Genomic DNA, 26,304 nt, shown 5'->3' on the forward strand with positions numbered 1-26,304 from the left:
TCAAACTAATCAATTATGGTTTCTGATGATCTTTGTTCCTAATAAACCCGTAATCGGTCAGCGTCCCGAGAAAAGCAATAATCTGCTGCTTCTCTACGGCTGATAGCTTCATTCCTCCCGCAACAAGTCTCGAATCAAGCGTCGACGAACCTTCAACTTGGTCCGAATAGTGATCCAGAACGTCATCCAGGTTTGCAAAACGACCATCATGCATATAAGGCGCTGTGATTGCAACATTTCTGAGTGAGGGTGTTCTGAACTTCCCTGTATCGAGCGGGTCATAGGTAATCCGCGATCTTCCCTGATACAGTCCCTCGTGAGATGTATCGGAAAAATCTGCATCCAGGCCATTGTTATGATAGTCCTGATCGGTGAAGAGCTCACCGCTGTGACAAGCCTGGCAATTCTTTTTGACTAGCTCCAGACCTTTCAGCTCATCTAACGTTAAAGCCCCATCCGCCTTATTCAGCCGATACCTGTCATATCTTGAGTTGGCCGAAATAAGCGTGCGTTGAAATTGTGCCAATGCTTTAGCTATATTCGGTGAACTGATCTCGTCATTGAAGGCCTCTTCAAAACCTTTCAAATAGGCCGGAACCGCATTGAGTTCATCGACCAACTCATATAGATTTTGGGCCATCTCATCATGGGCAGTCAGAGGTCCGAAAACCTGGGATTCTAAATTGGTTGAGCCACCGTCCCAGAAAAGACCATTGTTAGCCCACGCCAAATTAAACAAAGCCGGTGAATGGCGCAGCAGGCTTGTGCCAGCCACGCCAGCAGTGCTAAAATTTACGCCATCTGAAAACGCCAGCTTAGGATCATGACAACTCGCGCAGGAAACCTTGTTGTTCGCCGAAAGTCTTACATCATAAAATAGCATCCTCCCCAACTCAACACCGCCCCTTGTCATTGGATTTTCAGTATCAAATATGGGTCGGGGAAAGTGAGCCGGAACAGGCAAGGTGTAAACCTGTGGTTCTTCCTCAATCTCCGGTCTGTCACAGCTGGATAATGAAGCTATTAAAGCTAAAAATGCTATTTTTTTGATGTCAAACATTTGCCTATTTCACTTGAGATCCAAACACGATGGCTTTTGTCGCATAATTCGCAGCAACTGTCGACATCAACGGTGCCGTCATTGCATTAATGGTCGGGTTTTTCGCAATATCGATACCATCAAAGATTTTGGTTACGTCAACATTTAAAGACACCCCTTTTGCAGTAGCAAAATTGACAGGCGCAGCAAAATCAATTGTCAGGGTTTTATAGTTTGCGTTTAAACCAGTCTCAACAGAAAACGCGTTTGCTGCACCACCGTCTTTCACCGTTCCACCCACAGACGAAAAGATATAGCTGGAATGCCACATCCAGGCAATGCTACTCATGCCGTTGGCAATGGTAAGCTCACCAGCCTGCAGACTCAGGTTGTCATTGTATTTGGAATCAACACCAATCGAAAATTTGACTGATTTGTATTCTCCGGCGGGAATATCCGTCAGTTGGATAGTCTCACGCTTCTTTGCCGGATAAATCATACTGTCATTAATTGTGCCTGACAAATCCAGATCTCCCACTTCCTCCATCAAATAATAGGAGTTTGGCACTTTATATTCGGTTCCTTTCGAATCGATCAAAGTAACGTTGCTAACCCAATAGCGCAGTTTACTAAAGTTGTATGTCTGTGTACCGATAGTAAAGTCTTTGTTCAACGCAAAGTCCGCCGAACCAACCTTTGCGTCAAAAGTTAATTCCGCTCCCGATGATGTAATGGGCGTCACCACTTCTGAAGAGTCATCGTCGCTCGAACAAGATGTAAAAAGAGCTGCAGCTACAGCAAAAATTAAAATACGTTTCATGTGTTTTTCTATTAAAAGATTGAGAAAAAAATTAAAAATTCAGATGACTTGTACGCTGGTTGGCGCCTAAGCTGCCAACCAGCGCAAGTGTTAATTTCTTGGTTTAATTGTAATAAATCCATCTTTCGAATTGTCAGAAAGCTTAGCCATATCTTTCGCAGAACTGGCATTTATAAACTTTTCAAAGCTGGAAAGATTCGGGTCGGCAGCCCAACCTGCTGGCTTTGTTCCCGTGAATGCTGACACTTCCGGTAAACCATTTCCAAAAAGCTTAAGCACGTCGGCCTTCAAATCGATGACCGAAGTCGTACCTGCCTTCAGTGACGTTGTCGACGGAAGAGTCAACTCAATTGTACGATATTGATCATTTCCCCCCGTTTCCGCCACAAACTTTTTGGAATCCGAAATTGGATCTCCTCCTTTGGCAAGATAAATACCTTTTGTACGAAGAAAGATATAGCTGGTTTGCCAGGCCCAGCCGCCAACCTGTGACATTTGGTTAACATCAAGTTCCCCGGATTTTAAGGAGAAGTTGCCGTTGTAAACTGGATCAACGCCAATTGAGAACCGAATTTTAGTATAGTCGCCAACAGGAACGTTTCCAACCAAAATTTCCTCCCGAATTCTTGGGTTGGATCTCATCATGGTTGAATTGGTAGCTGTCGTGCCATAGTAGAACAAAGTATCACGATTCTCCACCAGGTAATACGAATTAGGAACGCTGACCACATCCCCGTTTGCCTTCACAAATTCAACATTTGACACCCAGTAGCGGATTTCGTTGAACTTGTAGGTATTGCCTTCGTTATCAGAAAAGTTTTTATTGATCTCAAATGGCAAGGCGCCTGCAAAGTGAGAGATTGAAAGTTTCGCCACCGCCTTTGCTGGGTCGAAATTCTCATTTACGTAAACTTCTTTTTCAACTTCAACAATTTTTTCAACCTCGACAATTTTATCTTCCTGGCAAGCGAAAAACGCCAAAACTGAAAAGGCTATTGATATATATTTAAAAATTGATTTCACAGATATTTAATTAAAAGTAAAGTATTTTATGCGAACGCATATTCCATCCCGGATCATGCGGTTCACCTGCATTATATCTATTGATGAACAGTTTGGCTTCGGCATAGCAATCCAATGGTATCTGCTAATGATACCCGGTATGAATGCCTTCTGTTGTGAGTCAATCTTTCTGGGGCGGACGAAGCATCCTGTCGAACGGAGATATGTATACGGGCAGTCTGTAAAAGAAGTTTGTCCGCTCTTTGGCACTAAACATTTTCTCCACAAATTGATAAAGGAAGCCACTTATGATGAACAACTGCACAACTGGAGTATTTTCCACGCGCTCGGTGGTCTCTCTATCCTTCTTTTCCTGCTGTTGTCTGAGCTTTTTAGCAAGATAGCATTTGCCATTACATTTAAGTTCAGGCTTTGACCGGTTCTCACAAAGCACTTTTGCTATATAGCTCCTGTTCAGATGAAAATACGCGACCGTCCCCCACGGACTAAATGTGGGTAGCATAATAGCAAAAAGCAATATGTATGCTATGAAAGGCCTCATCCTATATTGTTAATATCTAAAATAAAAATCCGAGTTGTACAAGTACTCTTTCCTTGGTATCCACATGGCCAGAGGCACTTTGTTGCGCCATAGGTTTTTGTGCATTTATACCAAATGTCCATCGTTCAGAGAAAAGCGTCACTCCTATCGAACCATTGAGTAATTCCCCGCCAGTCTCTTCCAGAATCTCACCATGTTGAATACCGTGTTCAGCTTTTTCGCCATATATTCCAAGGCTGGGGGTAAGTGTCAGGTCTCCCATTTGGAAAGAACGATACAGTTCTACCGTTCCAAAAAGTTGGTTTCCGAAACGGTAATCCTGAGAATTGGTCGTATTAAACTTGCGGGAAACATTTGTCGCTAATCCCCATTGGCCTTTATTGATCGTGTAAAATGCATTCAGGATAAAATCTGTACTCCCAGTTCCTAGTTGAAAATTCGCGTTGGCAACCTGCAATGTGTTATTCTCATCAAATTTGAATTTACCTGTCGGGAGCTTTATTCCTCCGCCAATTAAGAGGGTATGGGTAAACGCCCCGGATTCGTCCTTGTCCATCAGCGTGTTAAGAATATTGTAGTTCGTCAAAACAGTAATATCCCCCAAACCGTTCTGCTTTTTCGTGTCCGCTGATGTGATCTGCTTGTCGATTCTATAAGGAATGAAGGCCATCACCTGAACTCTCTTTACCGGAAAAAAACGAGCATAAACTTCGCCAATATTAAAATGTTCCTCAGTCCGGAGAACCTTGCTGTCAGGATGAGTCACGAAATGTAAGCTCTGGTACCGGACACCGATAAGCGACTTATGGGACTGTGGCATCAGACCGAAATATGACCCACTATTTGCACAGCCGCATACGTCGCATCCGTACGATAAATGGGTCACCAAAAGTAATATGAATATGATCTTGTATTTCATAATAAATTATTAGAAAGCGTTTCCAATACCGGGGTCTGCAAGTTTGGCATCCCGAACGAACTGTTCGTCTGATAATGTTTTCAAAAAGGCAATCAAGGCCTGTTTATCCGCTTGCGATAAGGCAAACCCTGTTTTCCCGTTTTCCTGAATCAGTAATGGGTCCAAGGTCTCCATCTTTTGAACACTGTCACTATAGTGATCCAAAACCTCTTCCAGAGAGTGATATCGCCCATCATGCATATAGGGGGCGGTCAATCCTACATTTCTGAGGCTCGGCACCTTGAACTTGTATTGATCCTGATCATTACCAGTGATCGCAAACCGACCCTGATCGTTGTTTCTCAAAGGGGTCAGGCCATTATTTCGGAAGCTATAATCTGTAAATAGAACCCCTTGATGACATGAAGAACAATTTTTTTGGAATAATATCATTCCTTGTTTTTCCTGTGCATTTAAAGCGTTATCGTCACCTGCCCGGAAAAAGTCGTACTTTGAATTTGCGGAGACCATTGTCATCATAAACTGTGATAAGGCCTTCATCATGCGCTCTGAGCTGATCTCTTCCGTTCCAAAAGCGGCCTTAAACATCTTTGGATAATCCACAGCTATCTTCGATGTTGCGTTGGGAGTTTGGCGGAGTTTTTCAAGAACGTTTGTTACTTTTTCATCCATTTCAACCGGATTTTCTATCGGGTTAAACGGTAATAGATCCAGATCATGCACTCCTCCATCCCAAAAAAACGATGGGTTCCATGCCATATTTTGAACGGCAGGCGAATTCCTGACCCCCAATCTGTCTTCCACACCATGGCTCAGCTCGTGACCGTGATGGGTAAAGGCAGCCTGTTGCTGGTGACAGGTACCACAGCCCACCTGGTTGGTTCTCGATAATATCCCATCGTAAAATAAAAATTTTCCTAACTCAACCCCTTCTTCCGTCAATGGGTTTCTTGACAAATCATAAACAGGTTCAGGAAACCCTACCGGCTTTTGCCATTCAATCGGGGTGGGACCCGTTTTTACTGGATCAGGCTGGTCGGCGTCCGGTTTACAGCTTAGGTAAAGCGTTGATAGAAAAAAGAAAGCGAATACTTTGTTCATAGCTGAAGAGATGAGCGGGTTCCTAATGAATGTGATCAAGGGTGAACATGCTAACATAGTTGTTGGCAATCTCCTGAGACTTAACTGGTTGCCCTCCCATTATACTGTTATACTCGGCAATTTTAATATTAGTGGCTTGTCCGTCAAACACTTTAAGAACATCTACAAGTAAGTGAACCTCAGGGGATTCCTTTTCGCTAACGGTCGCTGTCAGGTCTCCAAAAGGCACCTTAATTAAGCGGGTATTATTTACCGTTTTTTCGCTATAGCCACCGAATAGCCCAATGTGGTAATAGAATTTGCCATTCACCGGATTTCCTTTGGATGAAGATCCTTCCAATTTGACAAAAATATATCCAGAATTCCAGGCCCAGTACATACCATCGTCCATCATGGATCCGGATGGATCGAGAACTCCAGTCCTCTTTTCGATAGGTGCTGTGTTTCTTGCACTGTCCACCCCCACCATAAATTCAGCGGATTTGTAATCACCAAGAGGAACATTACTTAGTGTTACAAATTGAGATGCCTTTGTATCCTCTTTTATTAAAAAATAGCTGGAATCCTGGGGAACAACAAAAACAGAACCATCGGCCTTAACAAGTTTAATGTTGGATATAAAATAATTGAACTTGGTTACTATAAAATCCTCATCAGAAGCATTCTTATAAGTTACACCATTCAATACCAGGTTTTTATCACCTACAACATTATCAAACTCAATCCTTAATCTCCCCCCTTCGGTTTCAGAGGAAACTGGCTTCGGATTGTCGCCCGACTCTGAACACGAAGTCATAAGGCATAAACAAACCAAAGCAAAAAATGCTGAGTTAACAGAAAAAATATTTTTCATATGTATACGAGGGGATGCTAAGCCAATAAAGACCAACAACACCTGAATAAAAAAATTAACGATACATCAAACCTCGACTAAAGGTTGATAAAAAAAACAGAGGAACTGTTTTTACGCGAGAGGTGGACGAAAGACATCCCCGGCCACAACACGACCGCCGAACGGAGACTTGAAATTAAACTGAAGCGATATACGATGTTCAAAACCTGCTTGAACAGGAGCAAAATTATACTGGACTCTGGAATCCATAACGGAGTATATCAAACTGGCCATATAGTCTTGCTCAGCCTGACGTTCCTTTTGCTCCTCCGCTTGGGCTATTTTCCTGGCAAGGAAACATTTCCCGTTACAATTAAGAATTGGCTTATTACGATTGATACAAAGCGTTTTTGCAATGTAGTCTCTCCTCAACTCAAAGTCCAGGTATAACAATGGAATTACCCATGCTTTAACGAGCATAAGCATTACCAGCCCAAGGCTAATCCATTGTGTTTTGGAACTTTTCAAATCAATTTGTCACGCGAGCAAAACCCGAAGTAAATTCAATCGCCCCAAAGGTACAGACCGCTTCGAAGTATAAAAAAGAAAATGGCATTTTTTTTCCCGATATGTGCTTTTCTCATCCTTTCTTTGATACCCCACCTCAAATTGGCAACGCTGAAATTGCTGACAAGCCTCGGTGGAATCACAACCTACATCGACGACAGTCCAGTCGCAACCAAGCGCGGCCACATGCTCATCCTCATGAGGGCAAGCAGGTGGTGCTCATCGTAAAAAAGAATAAGCCAAAAAACCGCTGGAAAGTGCAGCGGTTCAGGTTGGATGTGAAGATGAAGTTTGTCCAAATCATTTCATGGCATAATGGAAGGCCTTTGTACGAGCAGGAGTGCCTTCCGTTTGGCGTCGCCTAAAGTATCATCAGCCTGGACTAAGTGTCTGCCCTTATATCTATCGTACTTCACGAGTAGTTCTCCATCGGAATTGAGATACGTTCTGACTGTTTCGGCAAAGCGCAGCTGATCGGGGATTTTTGCACCAAACCAGTCCTGGCTGAGCGATTCCCATAGTTTAGCCTTCTGGTCTGTTGGGGCACGTTTGTCCCAGGTAGAAAGTTAAGCCCTTTCCTACCCTCTTTGATGTGCTCAGCCACCCGCCAGTAGGACGGAGCAACCTCATCATACCATCGCAAATTGGTTTCATTGGAATGGCAGTCATAACAAGCCCGCCTGACAATTTCCTTCACATCTGGCGGTGCTTGCAAATCACCAGTTACCGCCGGGTTATCCAATTTAGGTCCAGTAAACTGAATACCAACAAACACCGCCGTAAGCGCTATGATCATACCGGCCACTTTTCTCCAGGTTGGATTATTTAACTTCATAACCGCTCTGTTTGGACTGATCACCTTTCACATTTTTGATCGGCCTTTTAGTTACGCGAAGTGCGCGCGAAGCATCCAGGCCATTTCTTCATGTGTTTCCAAAAGACTGGTAATGAAATCACTTGTTCCGGCGTCATGGTATTCGTTAGCAAACGGGTTAATGTTGCCTCGAATGAACGTGATGATACTTTCGTGGTCTTCGAGTAATTCCTTCAGAAATCCTGCACTGTCATTTTTGTTGGCCGACGCTTCGGTGAGGTGGGTCAATTGTAAAAGCTGGCTCAAAGTGGCTGGTGCGTAATGTCCTAACTTGCGCATACGTTCTGCAACACTGTCCATCACTTCGTCAAGCTGCTGATACTGGCTTTCGAAAAACAAGTGCATCGCGTGAAAGTCCGCACCTTCCACGTTCCAATGTGCATTCCGGGTTTTGGTATACAACACAAATTCGTCAGCAAGTAATTTGGCAAGCTGGGCTGAAACTGCATTTTTGTTTTCTTCTGAGATTCCAATGTTTGCTTTCATGATCCAATTGTTTTTAGGTATATCATTTAATTCTGTTTGATGACTTAAAAGTATACGTTCATCAATTGGGTCCAGCCCTTTTTTCGGTGAACAGGCAAAAAGGATCGGTGAAAACTCCAATCCATAACTGGTTTCGTCTCTTTAAGTGGCGGATCGTTAGCTGATGTGATGCCTTTTGAAAAAAAGTGACGAGCAAGTAAAATTAAAGGTTTCGTATACCCCGGCACACAGGAACTAAACTTGGGCATCGCCGAATCACAGGAAGTTATAAACATTTACAATAACAATTTTGCCTGATGCCCTATTGGAGTCCATTAACTCGTGAGCTGTGACGATCTCGTTGAGCGGAAATTTACGACCATTACTGATCTGTATCCTGCCACTTTCAATATCGGAGATGAACGATTGAAATTCAGCTGCCCCAACCCTTATCTCCCCTGTGTTATAAGTCGTCAGACCCACTGTTGAAGGAATATAATCCATCGGAGCGAAATCTTTGAGACTCCACGTCTCTGATAGCATTCCAGTCATACAAACGATTCCGCCAGGTGCTGTACATTGAAGTGAGTCGGCAAGTGTAGATGCTCCTACCAGCTCCAAAACTTTATTAACTCCGCCGGGGAAGATATTCCGCACCGATTTTTTTAACTGACTGTCGTCGACCAGTACAATGTCCGCACCCTTATCTTTTAAAAACTGTAGTTTTTCGGGACTTCTCGTAGTGGCCAGAACGGTAAGGCCAGCTAATTTCGCCATTTGGACAGTTAAAAGCCCTATGGATGATGTGCCCCCCCTAACCAGGATCACCTCACCGCTTTTTATCTGCAAAGCTTTATATAATGAGCCATGAGTGGTTTGGAACATTTCCGGAAGCGCACCGAGTATATCCCAGGGAAGGCTACTCGAAAACGGCTGGAGAATCGATTTGGGGAGTACAGCAAATTCTGCATAACTACCATCAAAGTCCCTACCCATGCCTCCCATAAACGCTGCAACCTTTTGGCCTGAGCTCCACTCTCCACCAGGATCGTCGGCGACTTCTCCCACGCATTCGATTCCAAGAATTCTGGGAAAACGTACGCCAGGCGAAAGGCCTTTTCGGGTCATTACTTCGGAGCGGTTCAGCCCGAATGCCTTGACTTCGACCAGAACCTGGCCTGCACTCGCTTTCGGAACAGGTCTTTCTTGAAGCAGGAGCTGTTCTGGCCCTCCTGACTGATAAATAACTGCTGCCTTCATGATCCTCGATTTTAAGACGAGCGTGCATTAAAAATATAGACCAAGATCCTCCGGAATCCGAAATACCTTTAAAAATTAAAAACGTGGGCTCTAATGCTTTCCTGACTTGTTTCCAAGCCACCAGATATGGCCCGGGCTGCCACCAGAGACTACATGAATAAACGTTTGGTTAAAACAAATCTCGCAACTTTTGTTGATGTCTACTCAAATGGCAGGTTAGAAATCCAAAGAAGCTGCACAAATGACAATATTTAAACTAACCGACCAAATCTGAATGGTATACCCCAACTCGGATGCATCAGTAAACGTGTCGATTCAGCCAAATCCTTCAAATAATTAAAGTTTGTTTCTTAAAATTGATCAATGGCACACCAGCCTCTTTTTGACCATTTTTGCAATATTGCAAAATTGCCGACATTTAATATACAAGTTCTGTTTTTCAATTGAAAAGCGTCATAAAACAACGATGAGAAATTTACTAATTACTGCCGTAACCACAATTTTACTGAGCTCAACAAATTTGCTCGCCCAGCAAATAAAGTTTGATAAAACGACACTTCATCCCTATCAGGTATCCATGGAATTGGCGCAAGAAATGGGAAAAAAGGCTGTAAAAGTAATCAAGGACTCCACTATCAAGCTTGTCGATGAACCAACTTTTATCAAAATAAAAGATATAGATTTTAGTAATGGTACAATTGAAGTGAAGGTATTGAGCAAACTTTCGAAAAATGCACCAGAATCGGCACGGGGTTTTATTGGAGTTGCATTCAGAATCAATGATGATAATTCAAGGTATGAGAGTATCTATATCCGGCCAACAAATGGAAGGGCAAACGACCAGGTACGACGAAACCATTCTACTCAATACTATTCTTACCCGAATTACAAATTCGATCGTTTGCGAAAAGAGGCACCAGAAAAATACGAATCTTACGCTGATATGGAACTGAATAAATGGATCTCAATGCGTATTGAAGTGAATGGTCAGCAAGCCAGTTTATTTCTGGATGGCAAGCCCCAGCCTGCTCTGATCGTCAATGATCTCTTCCATGGTGCAAATGCAACAGGCGCAATCGGGTTATGGGTGGAAGTGGGTACAGAGGGATACTTCTCCGATCTGAAAATTACTAAGAAAGACCTTCGGTAAACCATCTTCACGTCAGTGAACAGTAAAGGCAGACCATTTTTTCTGTGCTCTTACTTCCTTGGCTGTATATTGGTAGACAGGGTTGTACCAGAATCTGCTACTGATCTTGGTTTGTACAAACTTCTGAACAGGTCCGGCCCGTCTTTGATAATTTGGACAAGTACGTAACCATACTAAATTCCCACGAGTCTTAGGCATCGATAAGCGACGACTTTTCAAGATCGGAAAAGAATAACCTCATTGCAGGCTGCAATTCGTCATGGCACGATATTCATAAGGAATTAATCGAAACAACTTAAAAACTATTATGGCGACTATTGAAAATGCAACTGGAATAATCGAAGATCTGATTGAGATTAATAATGACCGCGTAGCAGGCTTTGAAAAAGCAATTGAAGATATTAGTGACGAGAATATCGACTTAAAGGCACTTTTCGAAGAATATGCTCAACAAAGTCGTAAAAATGTACAGGAACTTTCTGCGATAGTTGGATCCGCCCCGCACCTTGAAACTGAGAAAAGCGCAATCGGTGCGTTACACCGTGCTTGGATTGACGTAAAAACGTTGTTCGGCGGTAGTGATCGTGCGAGCATTTTATCTGAGGCGGAACGTGGCGAAGATGCAATCAAAAAAGCTTATGCCGATGCACTGGCTAATAATGAACTGACATTGGAAGCGCAGCAAATAGTGAGCGTTCAATCTCAGGGAATAAACGCAGCTCATGATAAAATCAAAGCTCTACGAGATATTTCGAAAGACTGATTAGGAAATAATTAACAAAAAAGCTGTCCTGGAAAGGATAGCTTTTTTGTTGAAAAACTGTTTTTAATTCAAACGAATAAATTACTAAATAAGACGAGTTATGAAAAAGGTTCCAAAAAAAGAGAGACGTGCCATAAAAAATGTCAATGAGGTTTACGACAAAGATCCGGACGGAACTTACGCAAAAGCAGGGAACGAAGAATCAGGGACGCTTCCCAACGACCCGGCGAAAAATGCCAAAAAGACGTCGCCTGAGGAAGATGCGGGCAAAAAAGAAAATACTAAATTGTCTGCCGACAATTCTGATTAGTTTTTAGATCATCCCAAGAGAGTTCGTGAATTCGTGACGATACTCAACGCCGGATAATTGACCAAAGAGAGCCGTTTTTAGTAACACACTCTTCCAATTTGCCGGTTTTGACAAGACTTTTTAACGTCTCTTCTGCTTCACGCCGCGGCGTTTTTGAAAGCTCCGAAAATTCACGAGCAGTGAGTGTATTATACTTTGCAAAAAGTTCCTCCCACCCGAAATCAACTTCTTTCTTGATTGCTGCCGGTAGATGTTTGAGCAAAACAGATTCATATATACCGTATGGCTTAACTCCGTATACCTTTTCCTGATTTCCCTGCTTATCCACAAAAAACATAGTTGGAAATCCTCTGACGCCCAATTGTGATCCCAGCTTCAAATCTTCCTGAAAGAGCTCATTCGCATGACCATCGAAATCTTTTTTTAACTGCTCAACATCCAAATTGGCTTTTTTTGCAGCTTCAGCCATGTTTTCCCATCTGGTAATATTCATTTTCTTGAGAAAAACCATTTCCCGGATTTCCCGAAGAAAATGGACGGCTTTCTCAGAATCCTGTAACTGAGCGGCCTTAAATGCGATCGACGGAGGGTAAGATGAGTGAAGAGGATCCTCCAACCACACATCTCCGTCAATAGGCATATCATAATGATGACTTACTTCATCCCAGTGGCCGGCTACATCCGACGGTTTACTAATTCCGCCGCTGTTATAGCTCCAATCTGGCAAAAGGCCTCCCATGCGATATTCAATCTCTATATTATGGCCATATTCCATCTTGAGCTTGCGCAACTGCGGCTCAATTCCCCAGCAAGATGAGCAAATGGGATCTGTAAAATACACGATCTTCGAAGGTTTTTCGACTACTTCAAGAGTCTGGTCTGAAGTCAATTCCGACGAATCGGGTATTTCACAAACGCCTGATTCAATGTCACATAAAAGTGGATTACTATGATTTATTGTCATTATTAAAATTATTTTCCCGTTTTACACTACGAAATATCAAAGCATATAACCGCGCCAAAAAAAGATATTGTCGTTCCTACTGAAGCTTAACAGTTACATCCGACGCTCAACAAGATGTTTCAAAGATTCAAAGTTCGTCAAGGTTTTCCAGTCAGCCAATTAGTCAAAAAAAGTTGACTATCTGCTACGGAAGGATATAGTATCTTGGGCAGATAATTTCTGACAGCGTTATTACTGAGCATAAAACTTAAAACCTTAACTTTCAAACTCCCGAAAATGCCGGATCGGCAGGAAGGAACCAAAAAAGCCGGCAATATTGAAGAATAAAGAATAATCCTTGTGAAAAAATGAGCGAAGACCAGAATCAATGCCCGGCCGAAAGTCTATTAAAACAACTTTCCGGCAAATGGAAACCTCAAATATTTAGAATTGCTTTAACCGAACCAGTGCGTTTTAATTCGCTGCTGCGTCAGCTGGAAGGTTCTAACAAACAGGCAATTGCAAGTGCGCTGAAGGGAATGGAGCAGCAGGGTTTACTTGAAAAGACTGTTGTCAAAATAAAGCCGCTTCATGTAGAATATAGTTTGTCAGAAAGAGGTAAGTTGCTAATCCCGATTTTTGAGCAGCTGGAACATTTAGTATAACGATAACATACTATATAGTCGACTTCTTTGCTTTGAGCCTGAATCTGATCGCTTATCCCTTGGTATGGTTTTTAATGACTTTCCTGCTACAACCAATTCTAGATGACAATGGCCCAATTCACGCTAAAAGAGGATGAAACACAAAATGTAGAGATTTCAAAGGAGGAGATTGTTGAAATCGTTCCGGATGCCGATTTTCGTTTCAGCCTGATTATACTCAAAAACGGAGATAAACATTTTGTCTGTGGCACCGAAAAACAACTTTGGGAACAGATTGAATCAGAAGCATAAACCCGTCTGACGGGTTTATGTTAATTAGTACCTGAGTTATGCCTGTCAATATCCTTTGGTTCATCACCTAAGTTCTAATAATTATTAGGATGCAAACAGCATTTCCAATACTTGATAATCAAATCCAGCGTCTTTTTTCCCTCTTCAAAATTGTTCTCCTTTTTGAAAAATCCCTGAATTGTTCCGTTGTATGCTCTCTCGACCAATAGCCGGTCGACTGAAGTACTCAAAAAGACAAAGGGTATTGCTTTTTTCTTCAAAAAGGGATCTGCATCAATCTGGTCCCTCAGCTCCAAACCATTCATAACAGGCATGTTGATATCGCAAAGGATGATCAAGGGGCTTTCGCCTGTGGTCAGGAAATAATCAAGTGCCAGTTTGCCATTAGCGAAAAGACGTAGTTCGTTGACCAACTGTAGTTCTTCCAACATACACCTCATCAGATACTGGTCATCCGGATCATCATCGATAAGCACTATCGGCCCCTTATAAGACATATTGAGTTTCAGGTAAGGTTAAAATGTAAATATTGCTATCAAATCTCACATTTCCGAATTCGAACTAACTACGGTTTAAATATCCTAATACGTAGAATTTTTTGCACCGTATATGTGCGTAAAAAAAATAAAAAATACATCTTCCGTCGATTATTTGAATTATATTTTTCCACTAAGGCTTTCGTTTTGGGCGACAGAAATGTTGCCGTCATGGCCCTGCAGCCCCATTTTTATTGATCAAACCCATTGCATAAAAAACATTACATGTTCATAATCAATAACATACGCAACTGAGGATTTGGAAACAATGGTATGATTATGTTTTAGAGTTAAGTATACTAAAAACTTGAAGATATGAAACATGTAATGATAATGGCCACTCTTTTGATGAGCGGTTCAATAGGAGCCTTCGCACAAACAGCACCCGCGCAACCGGCTACCCAGCAAACGCCAGCCATACAGCAAACTCAGGGGTCATCAGATCCTGCAATGCCTTATTTTAGTCAGTCAACCTACAACGCAATGGATACCAATGGCGTTCCGGCAAATGTTGCGTCGACCTTCGGAAAGGAATACTCAGGAGTAACTGGGACAAAATGGGAGGGAAATAACGATGTATACCGGAGTTCCTTTCAACGTGAAGGTAAGGATATGTCTGTCATTTATGACAAAGAAGGAAAAGTTCGCGAAGTGCGTAAAGGCATTATGATGACTGATATGCCGGCGTCTATCCAGTCGGCACTGGACGGGAAAAATGCGACTAAACCCTACGAGGTGACAGTAGGAAAAAGCACTTACTATGCCACACAGATTGACGGTAAAGAAATGCTTTACGATTCTCAGGGAAAGAGCCTGAGTATGCCTAAAAAGTAAACTTCGTTCCAGGTGCTTAAAAATAAAATCACGCTGCAACTAAAAAATTGCAGTGTGATTTTTTAGTTGCAGCGTGATTTACTTTCGCTTAAGACGAGTGACAGGCTTTGTGTCAATGCTCCGTTTTCACATCCTCCTTGTCCAGAAATACACCTTGGCCGCTCACTTTTACAGGCCCATAATATAGGCCATGTCCAGGTTTAATTCCGTATTTCGTTTTTAGCCTTTCCTGTAGTTCCGGCGACTGCTTTTCCCCATTTACCACAAACTCGCCCTCGCTTAACCCAAACCATTCAAGATCAGAAGGTTGAATGATCACTTTTTCGTCAACGAGCGCTCCGATAATTCCTTTCACTCTTGCCTGATCTGCCGATATATCCGCCTCCTGAGGCATTTTTTTAACCCTTGGTGTACTAAATCCGTCCCCCTTTTTACCATGATCAAATTCTTTATGAACGCCTTTTCTCCATTTTGAGTCCCCATCTCCCGCTCTTGCCATTGCGCCTTTTTTACGCCATTCTAAATTGTCATTAAATTCGTGTTTGGAAAACTCCCTATCCCCCTTTGTCCAATCATCTTTCCTCGATTCATCTTCTTTCCAATCTTCTTTTTTCAGCTCCTTGAATTTGTACTTCTCATTGCCATCCTTCCAACTCTTATTTTTGTCTTTTTCGATTTTCCAGGCTTTCCGGGTCTTTTCAAATTCCTTTCTGTCCTTTTCACTGAATTTCGCTTTGGCAAATTCACGTGATTTCCAGCTCAGATCATCTTTTCGCAGCATTTTATCCTTTGACCTCTGTTCTTTCCACTCCAATCTCGACTGTTCCATTGCCCGGCGTTTTTCCTCATGAGCAGCCACCCACGATTTATCAATTTGGGCAACGAGATCCTTATGCTTATCCAGCTCATTTTCAGGCACATCCACACCATTTATTTTCAATGATGTCAATTTATTATCTACAATTTTAAGCTGATACGAATTGCCCTTGTCATCCTCCACAGCCATATTCCGATTACTCATATCGCCATTGGAGTTTTCAAAACGGACTTTGTTCAACTTCATCAGGGTGTCCTTAAAAACTTCATTTTCAACTATCTCATCTTCCGGAATAGTTGCCAACGCTTTTTCCGGCACGGAAGAAACGCCATACAGGGCACTGATAGCGGGTTCAGTCAGAACAGCCGAAACAGTCTTACTTTTTACAATTTTCGCTAGCTTTGACACAGCCTCGTTCCCGTTGACATGAGGCTCGGGCAGGTAGGAGAACGCTGAAACAATCAATAATCCTCCAAGCAATACTACTTTTTCCATCTTGTTAAGTCGTTTATTTTCATGGTTGATAATTCTTTTTAACCGATTAACCAGCTGGTTCCCTCCTATCCCCATCGCCAGTTTTGACCCTGATGCCCGCGTGTCATTGAATGTCAACAGTGCTTCCAGGTAATCGCTCTTGCCGGTAGAATTTGCTAAAACGATATCGTCGCAGCAGGCTTCTCTCTCTTCCCTGATCATGGCCGACAGCCACAATAAAGCGGGGTTGAAGAAGAATATCGTTTCTACAAAACTTTGCAACAGATTGACCAGATAATCACGTCGGAGAATGTGGGCTAATTCGTGGAGCAGAATTGTTTCCACTTGCACGGGAGGCAGTTGAAAAAACAAACCTACCGGAAGTAGAATAAGTGGTTTAAAATGGCCAATAGTTAAGGGAACTTTCGCCAACTCCGATTGCAGCAACTTAACGGATCGCCGGATCTCCAGTTTCGAACTTAGTATTTTAATTTTCTCTAACCATTCCTCGCCTACCGGATATACCCTATACGTACGCATTCGACGTATATACAGCAGCCCTGTTGCGAGACTAAAAATCCTGATATTAAAAATCACAAACCAAATCGCGAATACCCAAACCGAATGACGATCAATATATGCTACAAAGTTTCCTACATAATCTCCCGGCGACTCGATAGCTTCGAAAGAGGTGTTCAAGGTTTTCAGGTCATTCCGTTTTATTTCAAACGCCAACTGCTTCGATGCCTCGGCGCTTTCGAGAAACAGGAACAATCCTGTTATCAAAACAAACACAATGAGACATCCACACAAAAGTTGATACCGCACGTGGGCAGAAGCTTTTTGCGTCACGATTAATATCATCCCCGCCAGCCCAGCGATAAGCAATCCGATCCAGAGCGAATGAATCAGCGTCCAGCATATTATTTTGATATGCCCCTCCGGGAAAATTTCGATCAGATTAATTGAGTCCATAGCGATCCCTTCACTTTTCGTCTATCTTTTTGATCAACTCCCTGAGTGTTTCCATCTCCTGATCGGACATTTTTTTATTGCCCAACAACTGCATCATCAAGTTGGAGGCAGATCCATTGAATATCGTGTCCACGACCCGATCCAGCAGCATACTTTTCGTTTTGGATTCTTCCTGCGCAGCACGATAAATATGTTTCATCTGGCTTTCATCTTTCTCCAAAAACCCTTTTTCTACCATGATCTGCATCAGTTTCAGCGTAGACATATATATCACCTGCCGGGTGTACTGATTGAGATGATCGTTCACAAACCGGGCAGTAGAGGGCCCGAATTCCCACAAAATCTGCAGGATTTCCAGTTCCGATTTGGTCGGCTCCTGGCTGGCTTCGCTGGTCTTTGTTTTTGTCATACAACAAACATAAGAAAAGTTTCTAACCTAACGTAAGAAAATATTCTTATGTTGTATAATATTTCTAAAAATTATTATAACTCATTAAAAATCAACAACCTGAACATAAGAAGCATTTCTTACATTCAGGCTATCAAACTCGTTTCTAAAGTTGCCTATTGCAAAAATCGGAATTCCGGAATAACCACCTACTTCAATAGTGACTCAATCACTTTTACAATATCGTTCAATTCTTCCCGGCTCTTCCCCGCGCGAATCGCTACCCGGATGCCGGTAACGTTCGAAGCCAGAAATCTAGCTAATACTTTCGGTTCAATATTAGTTTCTAATTGACCGGACAGCTGTCCTCTTTTGATGATCTCAAAAAAAGCTTTTTCGGCCATTTCCATATTACGTCTCACGATCATAGCAATTTCCCGATCGTGAGGTGCCAATTCAATGGCAGTGTTGACCATAAAGCAACCTTTTGTCAGGTCGTCAGACATCCCCTCGTCGACAAGTCCCTGAAAAATTTTCAAAATATCCTCCGGTGCATTTCTGCTCTCATTAGCCGTTTTCACCAATACCTCGGTATGATCCTGCTGATATTTCTTCAATGCATTTAAAAAAAGGTTTCTCTTGTCGCCGAAAGTGTTGTACAAGCTGGACCGGTTTATACCCAGACCATCTACGAGATCCTGTGCAGATGTTCCATTATATCCTTTATACCAAAACAGTCCGAGTGCCTTGTCGAGGATATCTTCTTCATTAAATGCTTTGTTCCTTGCCATATTCTTCAAGTTCAGCCTGGGGGAACACCGCCATTTGGACAAATGTTCCAGTTCCTAAATCAGGCGAGAGTATTAATTGTTATACCGCCATCGACAGTCAGATCAACTCCGGTTATGAACGAAGCATCCGGCGATATCAAAAACCGCACAACTTTAGCTATTTCTTGCGGATCTGCAAATCGGTGCAGCAATATCTTTTGACTTAACACATCTGCGAAACCGTTCAGTGTTTCCTGAGGTAATCCTAATTTTCCGTAGAGTGGTGTCGAGACAGGGCCAGGCGAAACGGCGTTCACACGAATTTTTCTTGGTGCCAATTCACCGGCAAGCACTTTTGTAAGGGATAATATGGCTGCTTTTCCCAACGAGTAAACCGCAGACCCAGGGGCCGCCAAAGCTGCATTCACCGATCCGTTAAAGACGATTGCTGCGCCGTCGTTCAATAGGGGAATAAAAGCCTGAACGGTAAAGAACGCTCCTTTCACGTTGACATTAACCATATTGTCAAAATGTTCCTCGGTTGCTGTCTCCACCGGCATGAAGGCAGCAAACCCCGCATTGACGAACAGCCCATCCACTTTTCCAAATTTCCCCTTAATCTCTTCAGCCAGCTTTCCAATGTCTGCAATTTTCGCCTGATCAGAAACAATCCCGGTGGCGCCCAGTTCTTTGGCGGCTGTTTGGGTGCTCTCCTCGTTGCGGCCTGTGATGATAACCGTCGCCCCTTCTTCGATAAATTCTTTCGCGGCGGCATATCCGATTCCGCTATTGCCACCTGTAACTACAATGACCTTATTTTCGAGAGTTTTCATAAAATTATCCATTTTGAAACGTTTGTTCCATAAATACGATTTATATGGAACGATCGTTCCATTAGTAAGCAAATATTTTAAAATACTACCTTGTATTTTACCCAGACAACCTTATTCTGTTCTTAGATTGTGCGACAAAGTCTCTAAGGACAGGATATTTACCAAAATGAAACTTTTATGCCTTTCAGCTTTCAAGGTAACCTTTTTGCTTCTTTGCCATATGCTTTCAGAACCTGCCCGGATATGTTTTCGGAGAACGTTCTGCGGTAAAATTCGGCGACCTCCTTTGCCGGAATTCCTTCTCTGGCACTGGTAAGTCCATATTTGACAAGGCTCTCTGTCAAAGCAGACGGACACACAATATTCAGACGTATGTTTCTGGGCATTTCGAGGGCGGCATTCAGAACGAAGCTGTTAAGGGCACCATTGACCATGCCCAAAGCGGCACTATTCAAAGCAGGCTCTTCAGCGAGGCTGCCGGACGTGAGCGTGATAAAGCCATTCTGATTGACATGTTCTTTACCGATCAATACCAGATTAACCTGCCCCATCAGCTTTGATTTGATACTAATATCGACTTCATCACGACCGATTTTTTCCAACGGACCGCCAAATGCGCGGCCGGCTGCGCATACTATACCATCAACTGGTCCGGTTTGGATAAATAACTTCCGGATGGAATCCTCCGAAGAAATATCAACGCGGATATCGCCTGATGTACGATTGACAGCTATCACTTCCGCTCCTTCTTCCAATAATGCCATGCCTACTGCGCTACCGATTATTCCTCCGGCGCCGATCAGTATTACTCTCATTAATTCCCAAGTTAAATTACGTAATGATTTAAAATTCAGAATATTGCAAGCATGGAATTGCCAAAGTCATTGAAAGTTAGTAAAGAATTAATCATATCAAAAAAGTGCCCCTATTCACTTTTCAAAGTATCTGCGGGATTAGCCATAGCGGTACGATAAGCCTGTATTCCTATTGTCGAAATACCGATCACCAATAAGCTGGCAAAACACGTCAGAAAAACTTTAGGGCCAAGCGAGGTGTGATAAGTAAAAATATTCAGAAACAAACTCCCGAGAAAATACCCTAACGGCATGGCAATGATCGAGGCGATCAATATCAGTTTGACAAACCCCGTGGAGAGCAATTGCATGATCTGTGCTACGCTGGCGCCCATCACTTTTCGAATTCCCACCTCCTTGGTTCGTTTTTCCGTTGTATAGGTAACCATGCCCAGTAGACCCATCGCGGCTATTACAAACACGATGAGTACTATGACACTTGTGAAACGCTGATCACCGCCTTCGGCGTAATCTTCGTACAACTGCTCCTCATACCATGAGTAAACAAATGATTCATGGGGATGAAACTGTTTCCAAATTTTGGTTAGCGAGGCCACAACGTCTCCCTTTTCAGCACCTTCTGCTATTTTTAGGGATAAAACCCTGATTTCATTCGGGTCGTAAGCAAGGACAAGTGGAGCAACAGGCAGCTCATATCGCATGAAACAAAAGTCCTTGATCACACCCGAGACTTGCACATTCGTAGAATTCAGCCTGATCGTTTGACCGACGATATCTTTCGGACTTCTAAAGCCCAATGCTTTCACGGCTCGTTCATTAATCACCGCAAAATGAACAGTAGTATCCGCCGAAGCTTCCGGCAAATTATCCCCTGCCACAAACTTCAGTTGCATATTATCAATGAAGGCGGCATCGGCAGCATATATATACGAGTCCTGCGCCACTTCATCGACTTGCCTGGTACTTATTTTGCTTATTTTAGCTTTTCCGGCTGCCTCGTTGAGCGGTGCCGAAGCGAGTCCTACACGTGCAACATCTGCCTGTTGGGATATCGCGTTGGTAAGCACTTTGAAGTCTCCTGAAGTGAGTGGGATATTTAGAATGTCTTTCCTGTTAAAATTCTCATTGTCAGTGGCCATATATTCAAACTGACTGTTTGAAATGCCAGTAAAAGTCATGAAAACCAATGCTACCACAAACTGAATCACTACCAAAGATCTTCTAAAACTTATTTTACCAAAACCGGCAGGTCCTAACTCCCCTTTGATAATCTGAGCGGGCTCATAGGATGAGAGAATTCTGGCAGGCAGGATTCCCGCCAAAATACCTGTAAATAGTGTAAACAGGATGAATGCAAGCCATAATATACCTGTATGTTGGACCTCCCAGTTCAACCACCTCACATGCACATATTCTTTAATGATAAGCAGTCCTATATAACCCACGCTCAATGCAAAAAAGGCTATCACGGTCGTTTCAGTGAGAAACTGGAGAACTAGTTGCCACCTTTTTGCCCCGGCTACTTTTCTCACGCCAACCTCCCGTCCACGGCTCAACGAACGCGTTAAGGTAAGATTGACATAGTTGAATCCGGCCAGAAGAATAACGATCAAAGGAACCAGAATGCTCACTCCAATTTTCCATATAGGTTCTACGTACGGATTGTTGACCAAATTCTCCCAATCCGGAGAGATTTGGCTGAGCTTCTGAGTCCGGAAAGTGTGGCCTTTCAATTCTTTAAAATCCAGGGTTCTGTTGTTATCCTCCGCCACCTGAGCCAACGCTTTGCTGAGCCCTTCGCGCGTACTTCCCTTTGTTAAAAGCACAAATGTATATGTATTGTAATCCAGCCAGTTATCGGTTGATACCGCTTTGTTCAGCTCAGCGAAACTGGCCATTGATATGACCATATCTGATTTTAAATGGGTGGTATATGGCTTCAGCGAACCGAAAACGCCGGAGACGGTAAATGTTCCTAAATCCTGATTAGTAAGAATTTTCCCTATTGGATCGGCAGTCCCAAAAAAACGTTCGGCCGTCTCTTTACTTAAAACAACTGTCCTGGGGGCGATACATGGTCTTCCTTGCTGAAGATTAAAACCAAATATGTCAAAGAAAGCAGGATCAACATACATCCCGCTGACATTCAGCGTTTTAATACCATTGTTCAGACTACCTCCAAAATTGCGGACTACCCTTGCCGACTTCTCAATCACACTTTGATCCGACTTCAATTTGTCGCCTAATGGCATAGGCGTAGATGCCAGCTCGTATCTCTTCCCATCTTTACCGACAGCATCGGTGATAATACGATAGGTACGATCCGGAAAAGGGTGAAAAGAATCTTTTTCGAAGCTGGTTTGAACCTGCATGAGCTGAAGAAAACAGAACGCCATCGCGAGGCCGAGTCCAAAAATGTTGATCAAAGAAAACATCTTGTGTTTCCAAAGGTTACGAAAAGCTATTTTGATGTAGTTTTTAATCATATGAAATATGGCTTGATTCTTCAGTTTTTTATTTCGTTAAAAGATCTGTACCTAAAACAAAACACATTGAATATGAATACATTACGACCATTCAAATTAAAATATTTGTTCAAAACCGGACGCTTTTGTGGCTAATGACCGATCAAAATATCAACCCTTGTCACGTTAACAAATAAGCTATTGACAATCAGTTACATCCTGAGAACGTTAGAATGAAAAACCCGAAAAGAGACAATAATAATGTAAATTTGGACGCGGAAATCGAATTTTCTTCGTTGAGAATCTGATTCTAATACCTGCTCCTATCAAAAATTAATCATATTCGGATGAAGTACCATTGCCTGAGCGCCTTTTTACTACTTACACTTTTCTTAAAAGTTGACAAAACCAGCGCGCAAGACAGACGTAACTATATATCTCTTACTTACGGCTACAGTGTGCCTGTTGGAAAATTTGCCAAGTCGTCGCCTAATGATCCATTGGCGGGTTTGGCGGGAGAAGGTTATTACGGACAATTCAGCTACGATCGCAAACTTTCTAATTGGCTTGGCTTTCGGATTTCCGGCACCTATAACAACAATACCACCAACTCGGAACCTATCGTAAAGATCGCGAATTCGTATGCAACCGCCACTGGACGGACATATAACTGGCAAACGGATGTATCTAAATGGAAAATGGCAAGTGCCATGATCGGACCGGCTATATATATACATATTTTTAAACTTCAGATTGTGGGGCACGTGCAGGGAGGATTTGTAAAGGCGCAGACTCCGAGCGTTTATTTGGTTGGAAATCCTATGACACCAAGCGGAGAAGTTGATCCATCAGGTAAAAAAATTGAGCTCAGCCTGGACCGTAGAACGGTGACGCCATTTGGTCTTGCAGGAGGATTGAGCTTACGTTTACCACTATTCAGAGGACTTTATATTCATGCAAGCGGAGATGTGATCGGTGCCCAGGCCGAAGTCAAAGACTTGGCATTCAAAGCCAAAGTTGGGGATCTTGAAATAGCAGATCAGATTTCAGAAAAGCGATTTATTGGCGTTGTCAATTTAGGAGGAGGATTGGGTATTGCGTTTTGATATTTTGGAATAAATCGGCTTTATTCAATATCCACTGTCGCTCGTAAATGCGGACAAAATGCCTTTTTTACTACCATGTAAAGCAACTAGTGTTTCAAGATTTGCGAGTCGTAAATCACTAGCTCGTTTTTCAAATTCGATCTTTATCCATAAAAAAGGAACCCGCTTGACTTAAACCAAACGGGTTCCTTAATATCTTTCTTAAATAACCTTTCCTCCCAATCACAAAAACTTTGACAGTGATTAACTAGTCTCTTTTTTTATTCAGGTAAAATCTTTCCCCTGAACTTCCCATTTGAAAACTTATAAGTTTTCGGCCCGTCATCAGAAACGTTGGAATTCTTGTCAATTTGAAGTTCGAAAACACCTTCGGCCAAATTTGTGGTTGGATCGTATTTCAACACTTCCAATGCTCCGATATCGCTCGGTGACATCCTGTACTCACTTGCAATGATATCCCCGGCAAAAATAGAATAGAAATATACCTGGCCTTGTTTGAGGGTATACTTCCCTACCCCATTCAGCTTAATCTTCATTCCAAGAAGCTGTCGATTCGTATTTTTTTCATCAATAATTCCCAGGATTGTTAAAGTGTCAGTCGTTTTATTCAGATGCAGTTCAGCTTTCGCGTCCCAGGCGTCATTATTTCTGAAGGCTACAACGAAGCTTTCCGGATCTGCAGGAATTAATTCATCGACGTCTTTATCTCTACAACCGAACACAGTCAATGCAACTAATACTATGGCTAATTTTTTCATAAAGTTTTGTTTTTTTAATTAGATAAAAAAAAGGTATAATTGGTTGGGAACATAAAATGTACCTTTTTGTAAATACTTATCTATGAGTTACTTGCTGGCAAAATGGTTATCTTGTCCATGGAGTTCTGGGATTCCCATTTAAGAAATGTGTCAATGTGATTAATGTAATCCATTGCACAAAAACAAACCCGCCTGACAACAAGTCAAACGGGTTCGTTTCTAATATCAAACTGATATTCAAGATATTACCTTCCCACTTTCGCTTCCTCTTTAACTTTTGGCAATTCCTTCCTTGGGATCTTCTGATCCATTTGGGCCGTATTGTATACGAAAGCAGCCACGATAACAGACATTTGCTTCAAATCGTCCATCACCAATCTCTCATAAGTATCGGCGTTCGTGTGGTGAGTACGAGTGCCATACTCGATACCATCCTGAATAAACTGAAAGCCTGGAAGACCCAAAGCATCGAAACTTTGGTGATCAGTTCCGCCCGTGTTTCGCGAAGTAACAACGGGATGATCGATGATGTCAGCAAATGGTGCGAGCCATTTTTCAAAAATTGCTCTTGGACCTTCATTTCCCTGCAAGTAAATTCCACGTATCCGGCCAGTGCCATTATCAATGTTATAATATGCTGACAGTTTCTCATGCGCAGGCGTCAATTTCATCGTTTGAGGATCGCCAAAGATGTTTTTTACATAATTGCGCGAGCCATGAAGCCCTTGCTCCTCTCCCGACCACAATGCAATCCGAATCGTACGTCTTGGCTTCAAACCGCTGGCTTTCAATATCCTGACTGCCTCCATCATAACCGTACATCCGGCTGCATTGTCTGTGGCTCCTGTTCCGCTATGCCACGAATCCAGGTGGCCACCTAACATTACCACCTCATCTTTCAATTCAGGATCCGTTCCAGGAATCTCTGCGATCACGTTAGCTGTTGTCAGTTTTTTATCAAAAAATGCTGTTTTCGATTCCGCCTCTATAGTTACGGGAACTCCTCCTTCCACAAGTCGTGCCATCAACCCCGCATGTTCGGGAGAAATTTCAAACGATGGGCCTGCCAACGGAGAATCTCCTTTAAATGAAGCGCCATTGCTTGTGAAGAAGGTACCGTGGCGACCGTTCCTGCCTGCCAATTCCAGCTGAACATTTTGAGCCTTCATCGTACTGTCGACCTTGGTGCGGAAAGTTCGCATGGTTCTGTACTTTTCTAACTGTTCTGGTGTAAAACCCTGTTGCCCAAAAGCAGCCGCATTTGCCAATTTATCCAGTTCATCCTGAGTATATCTTGTCGCGTCCGGTTTAAACGTCGGATCAGTGTCAACCTGACTTTTTACCAGCACGATTTTACCTTTTAATTTGCCGTCTGCATATTTCTTCAAATCTTCTTCGTTCTGAATATCTACGACAACCACCTCCCCTTTGATCGGTCCATTTGTCCCCGAAGTCCACGCTTTTGGAATACCGATGAATGGCATATAGTAAGGCTTTGTCATCGCCAGGTAGCTTTTTTGAACCTCCCAGCCTTTCCCAAACTCTCCCCATTCTTCCAAATGCGGGTTTGTCAAACCCCACTTTTTCAGTTCGCTAACCGACCACTCTGCAGCACGGTAATATCCCGGAGAATTGGTCAAACGCGGACCTGAAACATCCGTCAGTTGATGGGCAATTTCAGCTACTTTCGAGTTTTCGTAACCCTCTTTGCGAATTTTGGCAATAGCAGCCTGGTCTACTGCCTGGGCAAAAACAAGGGAAGGACATAGCAATAAAAGCGAATAGAGTGTTTTCTTCATAGGAGTTGAAAAGATAATATATGGCCTAAAAGTAAGTATTTTGAAGATATTGTAACGCTTGTGATATTACAATATCATCAATATATATTCCTTGATATTTGGATTTGGCAGAAAAATATATGGAGATGCGTTACTTTTTCGAAATATGTATCTAATTGCCCGGTGGTGGTA

At 42.7% G+C, this 26,304-nt stretch carries 28 protein-coding genes; 8 read left to right on the forward strand and 20 right to left on the reverse strand.

Annotation, left to right across the window (positions count from 1 at the left end; translation table 11 throughout):
* Positions 1-13: 13 nt before the first annotated feature.
* From AC1XUD_RS23305 to AC1XUD_RS23315, 3 genes are all read right to left on the reverse strand, one after another.
* Complete coding sequence (locus AC1XUD_RS23305) at positions 14-1,060, reverse strand: cytochrome-c peroxidase (RefSeq protein WP_483363438.1); 1,047 nt, start codon at positions 1,058-1,060, stop codon at positions 14-16.
* 4 nt (positions 1,061-1,064) lie between these two features.
* Positions 1,065-1,859, reverse strand: a complete 795-nt coding sequence (locus tag AC1XUD_RS23310) for an MbnP family protein (protein WP_483363439.1) — start codon at positions 1,857-1,859, stop codon at positions 1,065-1,067.
* Positions 1,860-1,949: 90 nt separating this feature from the next.
* Positions 1,950-2,882 carry an MbnP family protein gene (locus tag AC1XUD_RS23315; RefSeq protein ID WP_483363440.1) on the reverse strand — a complete coding sequence of 311 codons (933 nt, stop codon included), beginning with the start codon at positions 2,880-2,882 and terminating at the stop codon, positions 1,950-1,952.
* 28 nt (positions 2,883-2,910) lie between these two features.
* Here AC1XUD_RS23315 and AC1XUD_RS23320 point away from each other — a divergent pair, with 28 nt between their 5' ends.
* The gene (locus AC1XUD_RS23320; RefSeq protein WP_483363441.1) at positions 2,911-3,297 is read left to right on the forward strand and encodes a hypothetical protein; all 387 of its coding nucleotides are present in this window, start codon (positions 2,911-2,913) and stop codon (positions 3,295-3,297) included.
* A gap of 142 nt (positions 3,298-3,439) precedes the next feature.
* Here the strand turns inward: AC1XUD_RS23320 and AC1XUD_RS23325 are convergent, their stop codons facing one another.
* The 7 genes from AC1XUD_RS23325 to AC1XUD_RS23355 form a co-directional block, all read right to left on the reverse strand.
* The gene (locus AC1XUD_RS23325) at positions 3,440-4,342 is read right to left on the reverse strand and encodes a hypothetical protein (RefSeq protein WP_483363442.1); all 903 of its coding nucleotides are present in this window, start codon (positions 4,340-4,342) and stop codon (positions 3,440-3,442) included.
* Between the two features lie 9 nt (positions 4,343-4,351).
* On the reverse strand, positions 4,352-5,443 hold the full coding sequence (locus AC1XUD_RS23330) for a cytochrome-c peroxidase (protein WP_483363443.1): 1,092 nt from the start codon (positions 5,441-5,443) through the stop codon (positions 4,352-4,354).
* A 22-nt stretch (positions 5,444-5,465) separates the two neighbouring features.
* Complete coding sequence (locus tag AC1XUD_RS23335) at positions 5,466-6,296, reverse strand: MbnP family protein (protein WP_483363444.1); 831 nt, start codon at positions 6,294-6,296, stop codon at positions 5,466-5,468.
* 111 nt (positions 6,297-6,407) lie between these two features.
* Complete coding sequence (locus AC1XUD_RS23340; RefSeq protein WP_483363445.1) at positions 6,408-6,803, reverse strand: hypothetical protein; 396 nt, start codon at positions 6,801-6,803, stop codon at positions 6,408-6,410.
* Positions 6,804-7,254: 451 nt separating this feature from the next.
* The gene (locus tag AC1XUD_RS23345; protein WP_483363446.1) at positions 7,255-7,677 is read right to left on the reverse strand and encodes a heme-binding domain-containing protein; all 423 of its coding nucleotides are present in this window, start codon (positions 7,675-7,677) and stop codon (positions 7,255-7,257) included.
* A 51-nt stretch (positions 7,678-7,728) separates the two neighbouring features.
* Positions 7,729-8,202, reverse strand: a complete 474-nt coding sequence (locus tag AC1XUD_RS23350) for a Dps family protein (protein ID WP_483363447.1) — start codon at positions 8,200-8,202, stop codon at positions 7,729-7,731.
* A gap of 255 nt (positions 8,203-8,457) precedes the next feature.
* On the reverse strand, positions 8,458-9,441 hold the full coding sequence (locus AC1XUD_RS23355; protein WP_483363448.1) for a zinc-binding alcohol dehydrogenase family protein: 984 nt from the start codon (positions 9,439-9,441) through the stop codon (positions 8,458-8,460).
* A 466-nt stretch (positions 9,442-9,907) separates the two neighbouring features.
* On the opposite strand from AC1XUD_RS23355, the gene AC1XUD_RS23360 reads away from it, so the two are divergent.
* The 3 genes from AC1XUD_RS23360 (at position 9,908) to AC1XUD_RS23370 (ending at position 11,664) form a co-directional block, all read left to right on the forward strand.
* Positions 9,908-10,591, forward strand: a complete 684-nt coding sequence (locus AC1XUD_RS23360; protein ID WP_483363449.1) for a 3-keto-alpha-glucoside-1,2-lyase-like domain-containing protein — start codon at positions 9,908-9,910, stop codon at positions 10,589-10,591.
* Positions 10,592-10,898: 307 nt separating this feature from the next.
* Positions 10,899-11,354, forward strand: a complete 456-nt coding sequence (locus AC1XUD_RS23365; RefSeq protein ID WP_483363450.1) for a PA2169 family four-helix-bundle protein — start codon at positions 10,899-10,901, stop codon at positions 11,352-11,354.
* A 100-nt stretch (positions 11,355-11,454) separates the two neighbouring features.
* Positions 11,455-11,664 carry a hypothetical protein gene (locus AC1XUD_RS23370; protein ID WP_483363451.1) on the forward strand — a complete coding sequence of 70 codons (210 nt, stop codon included), beginning with the start codon at positions 11,455-11,457 and terminating at the stop codon, positions 11,662-11,664.
* 43 nt (positions 11,665-11,707) lie between these two features.
* Here the strand turns inward: AC1XUD_RS23370 and AC1XUD_RS23375 are convergent, their stop codons facing one another.
* Positions 11,708-12,628 carry a ClpXP adapter SpxH family protein gene (locus tag AC1XUD_RS23375; protein ID WP_483363452.1) on the reverse strand — a complete coding sequence of 307 codons (921 nt, stop codon included), beginning with the start codon at positions 12,626-12,628 and terminating at the stop codon, positions 11,708-11,710.
* A gap of 347 nt (positions 12,629-12,975) precedes the next feature.
* On the opposite strand from AC1XUD_RS23375, the gene AC1XUD_RS23380 reads away from it, so the two are divergent.
* Positions 12,976-13,272, forward strand: a complete 297-nt coding sequence (locus AC1XUD_RS23380) for a winged helix-turn-helix transcriptional regulator (protein WP_483363453.1) — start codon at positions 12,976-12,978, stop codon at positions 13,270-13,272.
* Between the two features lie 108 nt (positions 13,273-13,380).
* Positions 13,381-13,563 carry a hypothetical protein gene (locus tag AC1XUD_RS23385; RefSeq protein ID WP_483363454.1) on the forward strand — a complete coding sequence of 61 codons (183 nt, stop codon included), beginning with the start codon at positions 13,381-13,383 and terminating at the stop codon, positions 13,561-13,563.
* A gap of 74 nt (positions 13,564-13,637) precedes the next feature.
* On the opposite strand, the gene AC1XUD_RS23390 is transcribed toward AC1XUD_RS23385, so the two are convergent.
* Complete coding sequence (locus AC1XUD_RS23390) at positions 13,638-14,060, reverse strand: response regulator (protein ID WP_483363455.1); 423 nt, start codon at positions 14,058-14,060, stop codon at positions 13,638-13,640.
* A gap of 354 nt (positions 14,061-14,414) precedes the next feature.
* Here AC1XUD_RS23390 and AC1XUD_RS23395 point away from each other — a divergent pair, with 354 nt between their 5' ends.
* Complete coding sequence (locus AC1XUD_RS23395) at positions 14,415-14,933, forward strand: hypothetical protein (protein ID WP_483363456.1); 519 nt, start codon at positions 14,415-14,417, stop codon at positions 14,931-14,933.
* Positions 14,934-15,045: 112 nt separating this feature from the next.
* Here AC1XUD_RS23395 and AC1XUD_RS23400 read toward each other — a convergent pair whose 3' ends face one another.
* From AC1XUD_RS23400 to AC1XUD_RS23425, 6 genes are all read right to left on the reverse strand, one after another.
* On the reverse strand, positions 15,046-17,199 hold the full coding sequence (locus AC1XUD_RS23400; RefSeq protein ID WP_483363457.1) for a M56 family metallopeptidase: 2,154 nt from the start codon (positions 17,197-17,199) through the stop codon (positions 15,046-15,048).
* A gap of 10 nt (positions 17,200-17,209) precedes the next feature.
* Positions 17,210-17,608: a BlaI/MecI/CopY family transcriptional regulator gene (locus tag AC1XUD_RS23405; protein WP_483363458.1), complete on the reverse strand. Its 399-nt coding sequence runs from the start codon at positions 17,606-17,608 to the stop codon at positions 17,210-17,212.
* A gap of 188 nt (positions 17,609-17,796) precedes the next feature.
* Positions 17,797-18,378, reverse strand: a complete 582-nt coding sequence (locus tag AC1XUD_RS23410; protein ID WP_483363459.1) for a TetR/AcrR family transcriptional regulator — start codon at positions 18,376-18,378, stop codon at positions 17,797-17,799.
* Positions 18,379-18,437: 59 nt separating this feature from the next.
* On the reverse strand, positions 18,438-19,190 hold the full coding sequence (locus AC1XUD_RS23415) for an SDR family oxidoreductase (RefSeq protein ID WP_483363460.1): 753 nt from the start codon (positions 19,188-19,190) through the stop codon (positions 18,438-18,440).
* 191 nt (positions 19,191-19,381) lie between these two features.
* Entirely contained in the window at positions 19,382-20,005 is a 624-nt protein-coding gene (locus tag AC1XUD_RS23420) for a short chain dehydrogenase (RefSeq protein WP_483363461.1), read from the reverse strand.
* Between the two features lie 110 nt (positions 20,006-20,115).
* Positions 20,116-22,491 (reverse strand): ABC transporter permease, encoded by a 2,376-nt coding sequence (locus AC1XUD_RS23425; RefSeq protein ID WP_483363462.1) that lies wholly within the window; start codon positions 22,489-22,491, stop codon positions 20,116-20,118.
* A 326-nt stretch (positions 22,492-22,817) separates the two neighbouring features.
* On the opposite strand from AC1XUD_RS23425, the gene AC1XUD_RS23430 reads away from it, so the two are divergent.
* Complete coding sequence (locus tag AC1XUD_RS23430) at positions 22,818-23,576, forward strand: hypothetical protein (protein ID WP_483363463.1); 759 nt, start codon at positions 22,818-22,820, stop codon at positions 23,574-23,576.
* A 260-nt stretch (positions 23,577-23,836) separates the two neighbouring features.
* Here AC1XUD_RS23430 and AC1XUD_RS23435 read toward each other — a convergent pair whose 3' ends face one another.
* On the reverse strand, positions 23,837-24,334 hold the full coding sequence (locus tag AC1XUD_RS23435; protein WP_483363464.1) for a hypothetical protein: 498 nt from the start codon (positions 24,332-24,334) through the stop codon (positions 23,837-23,839).
* A gap of 245 nt (positions 24,335-24,579) precedes the next feature.
* A complete protein-coding gene (locus tag AC1XUD_RS23440; RefSeq protein WP_483363465.1) occupies positions 24,580-26,133 on the reverse strand; it encodes a M20/M25/M40 family metallo-hydrolase in 1,554 nt (517 codons plus the stop codon).
* Between the last annotated feature and the right edge of the window lie 171 nt (positions 26,134-26,304).

Source organism: Dyadobacter sp. HNCC25DJ184 (genome assembly GCF_056895215.1).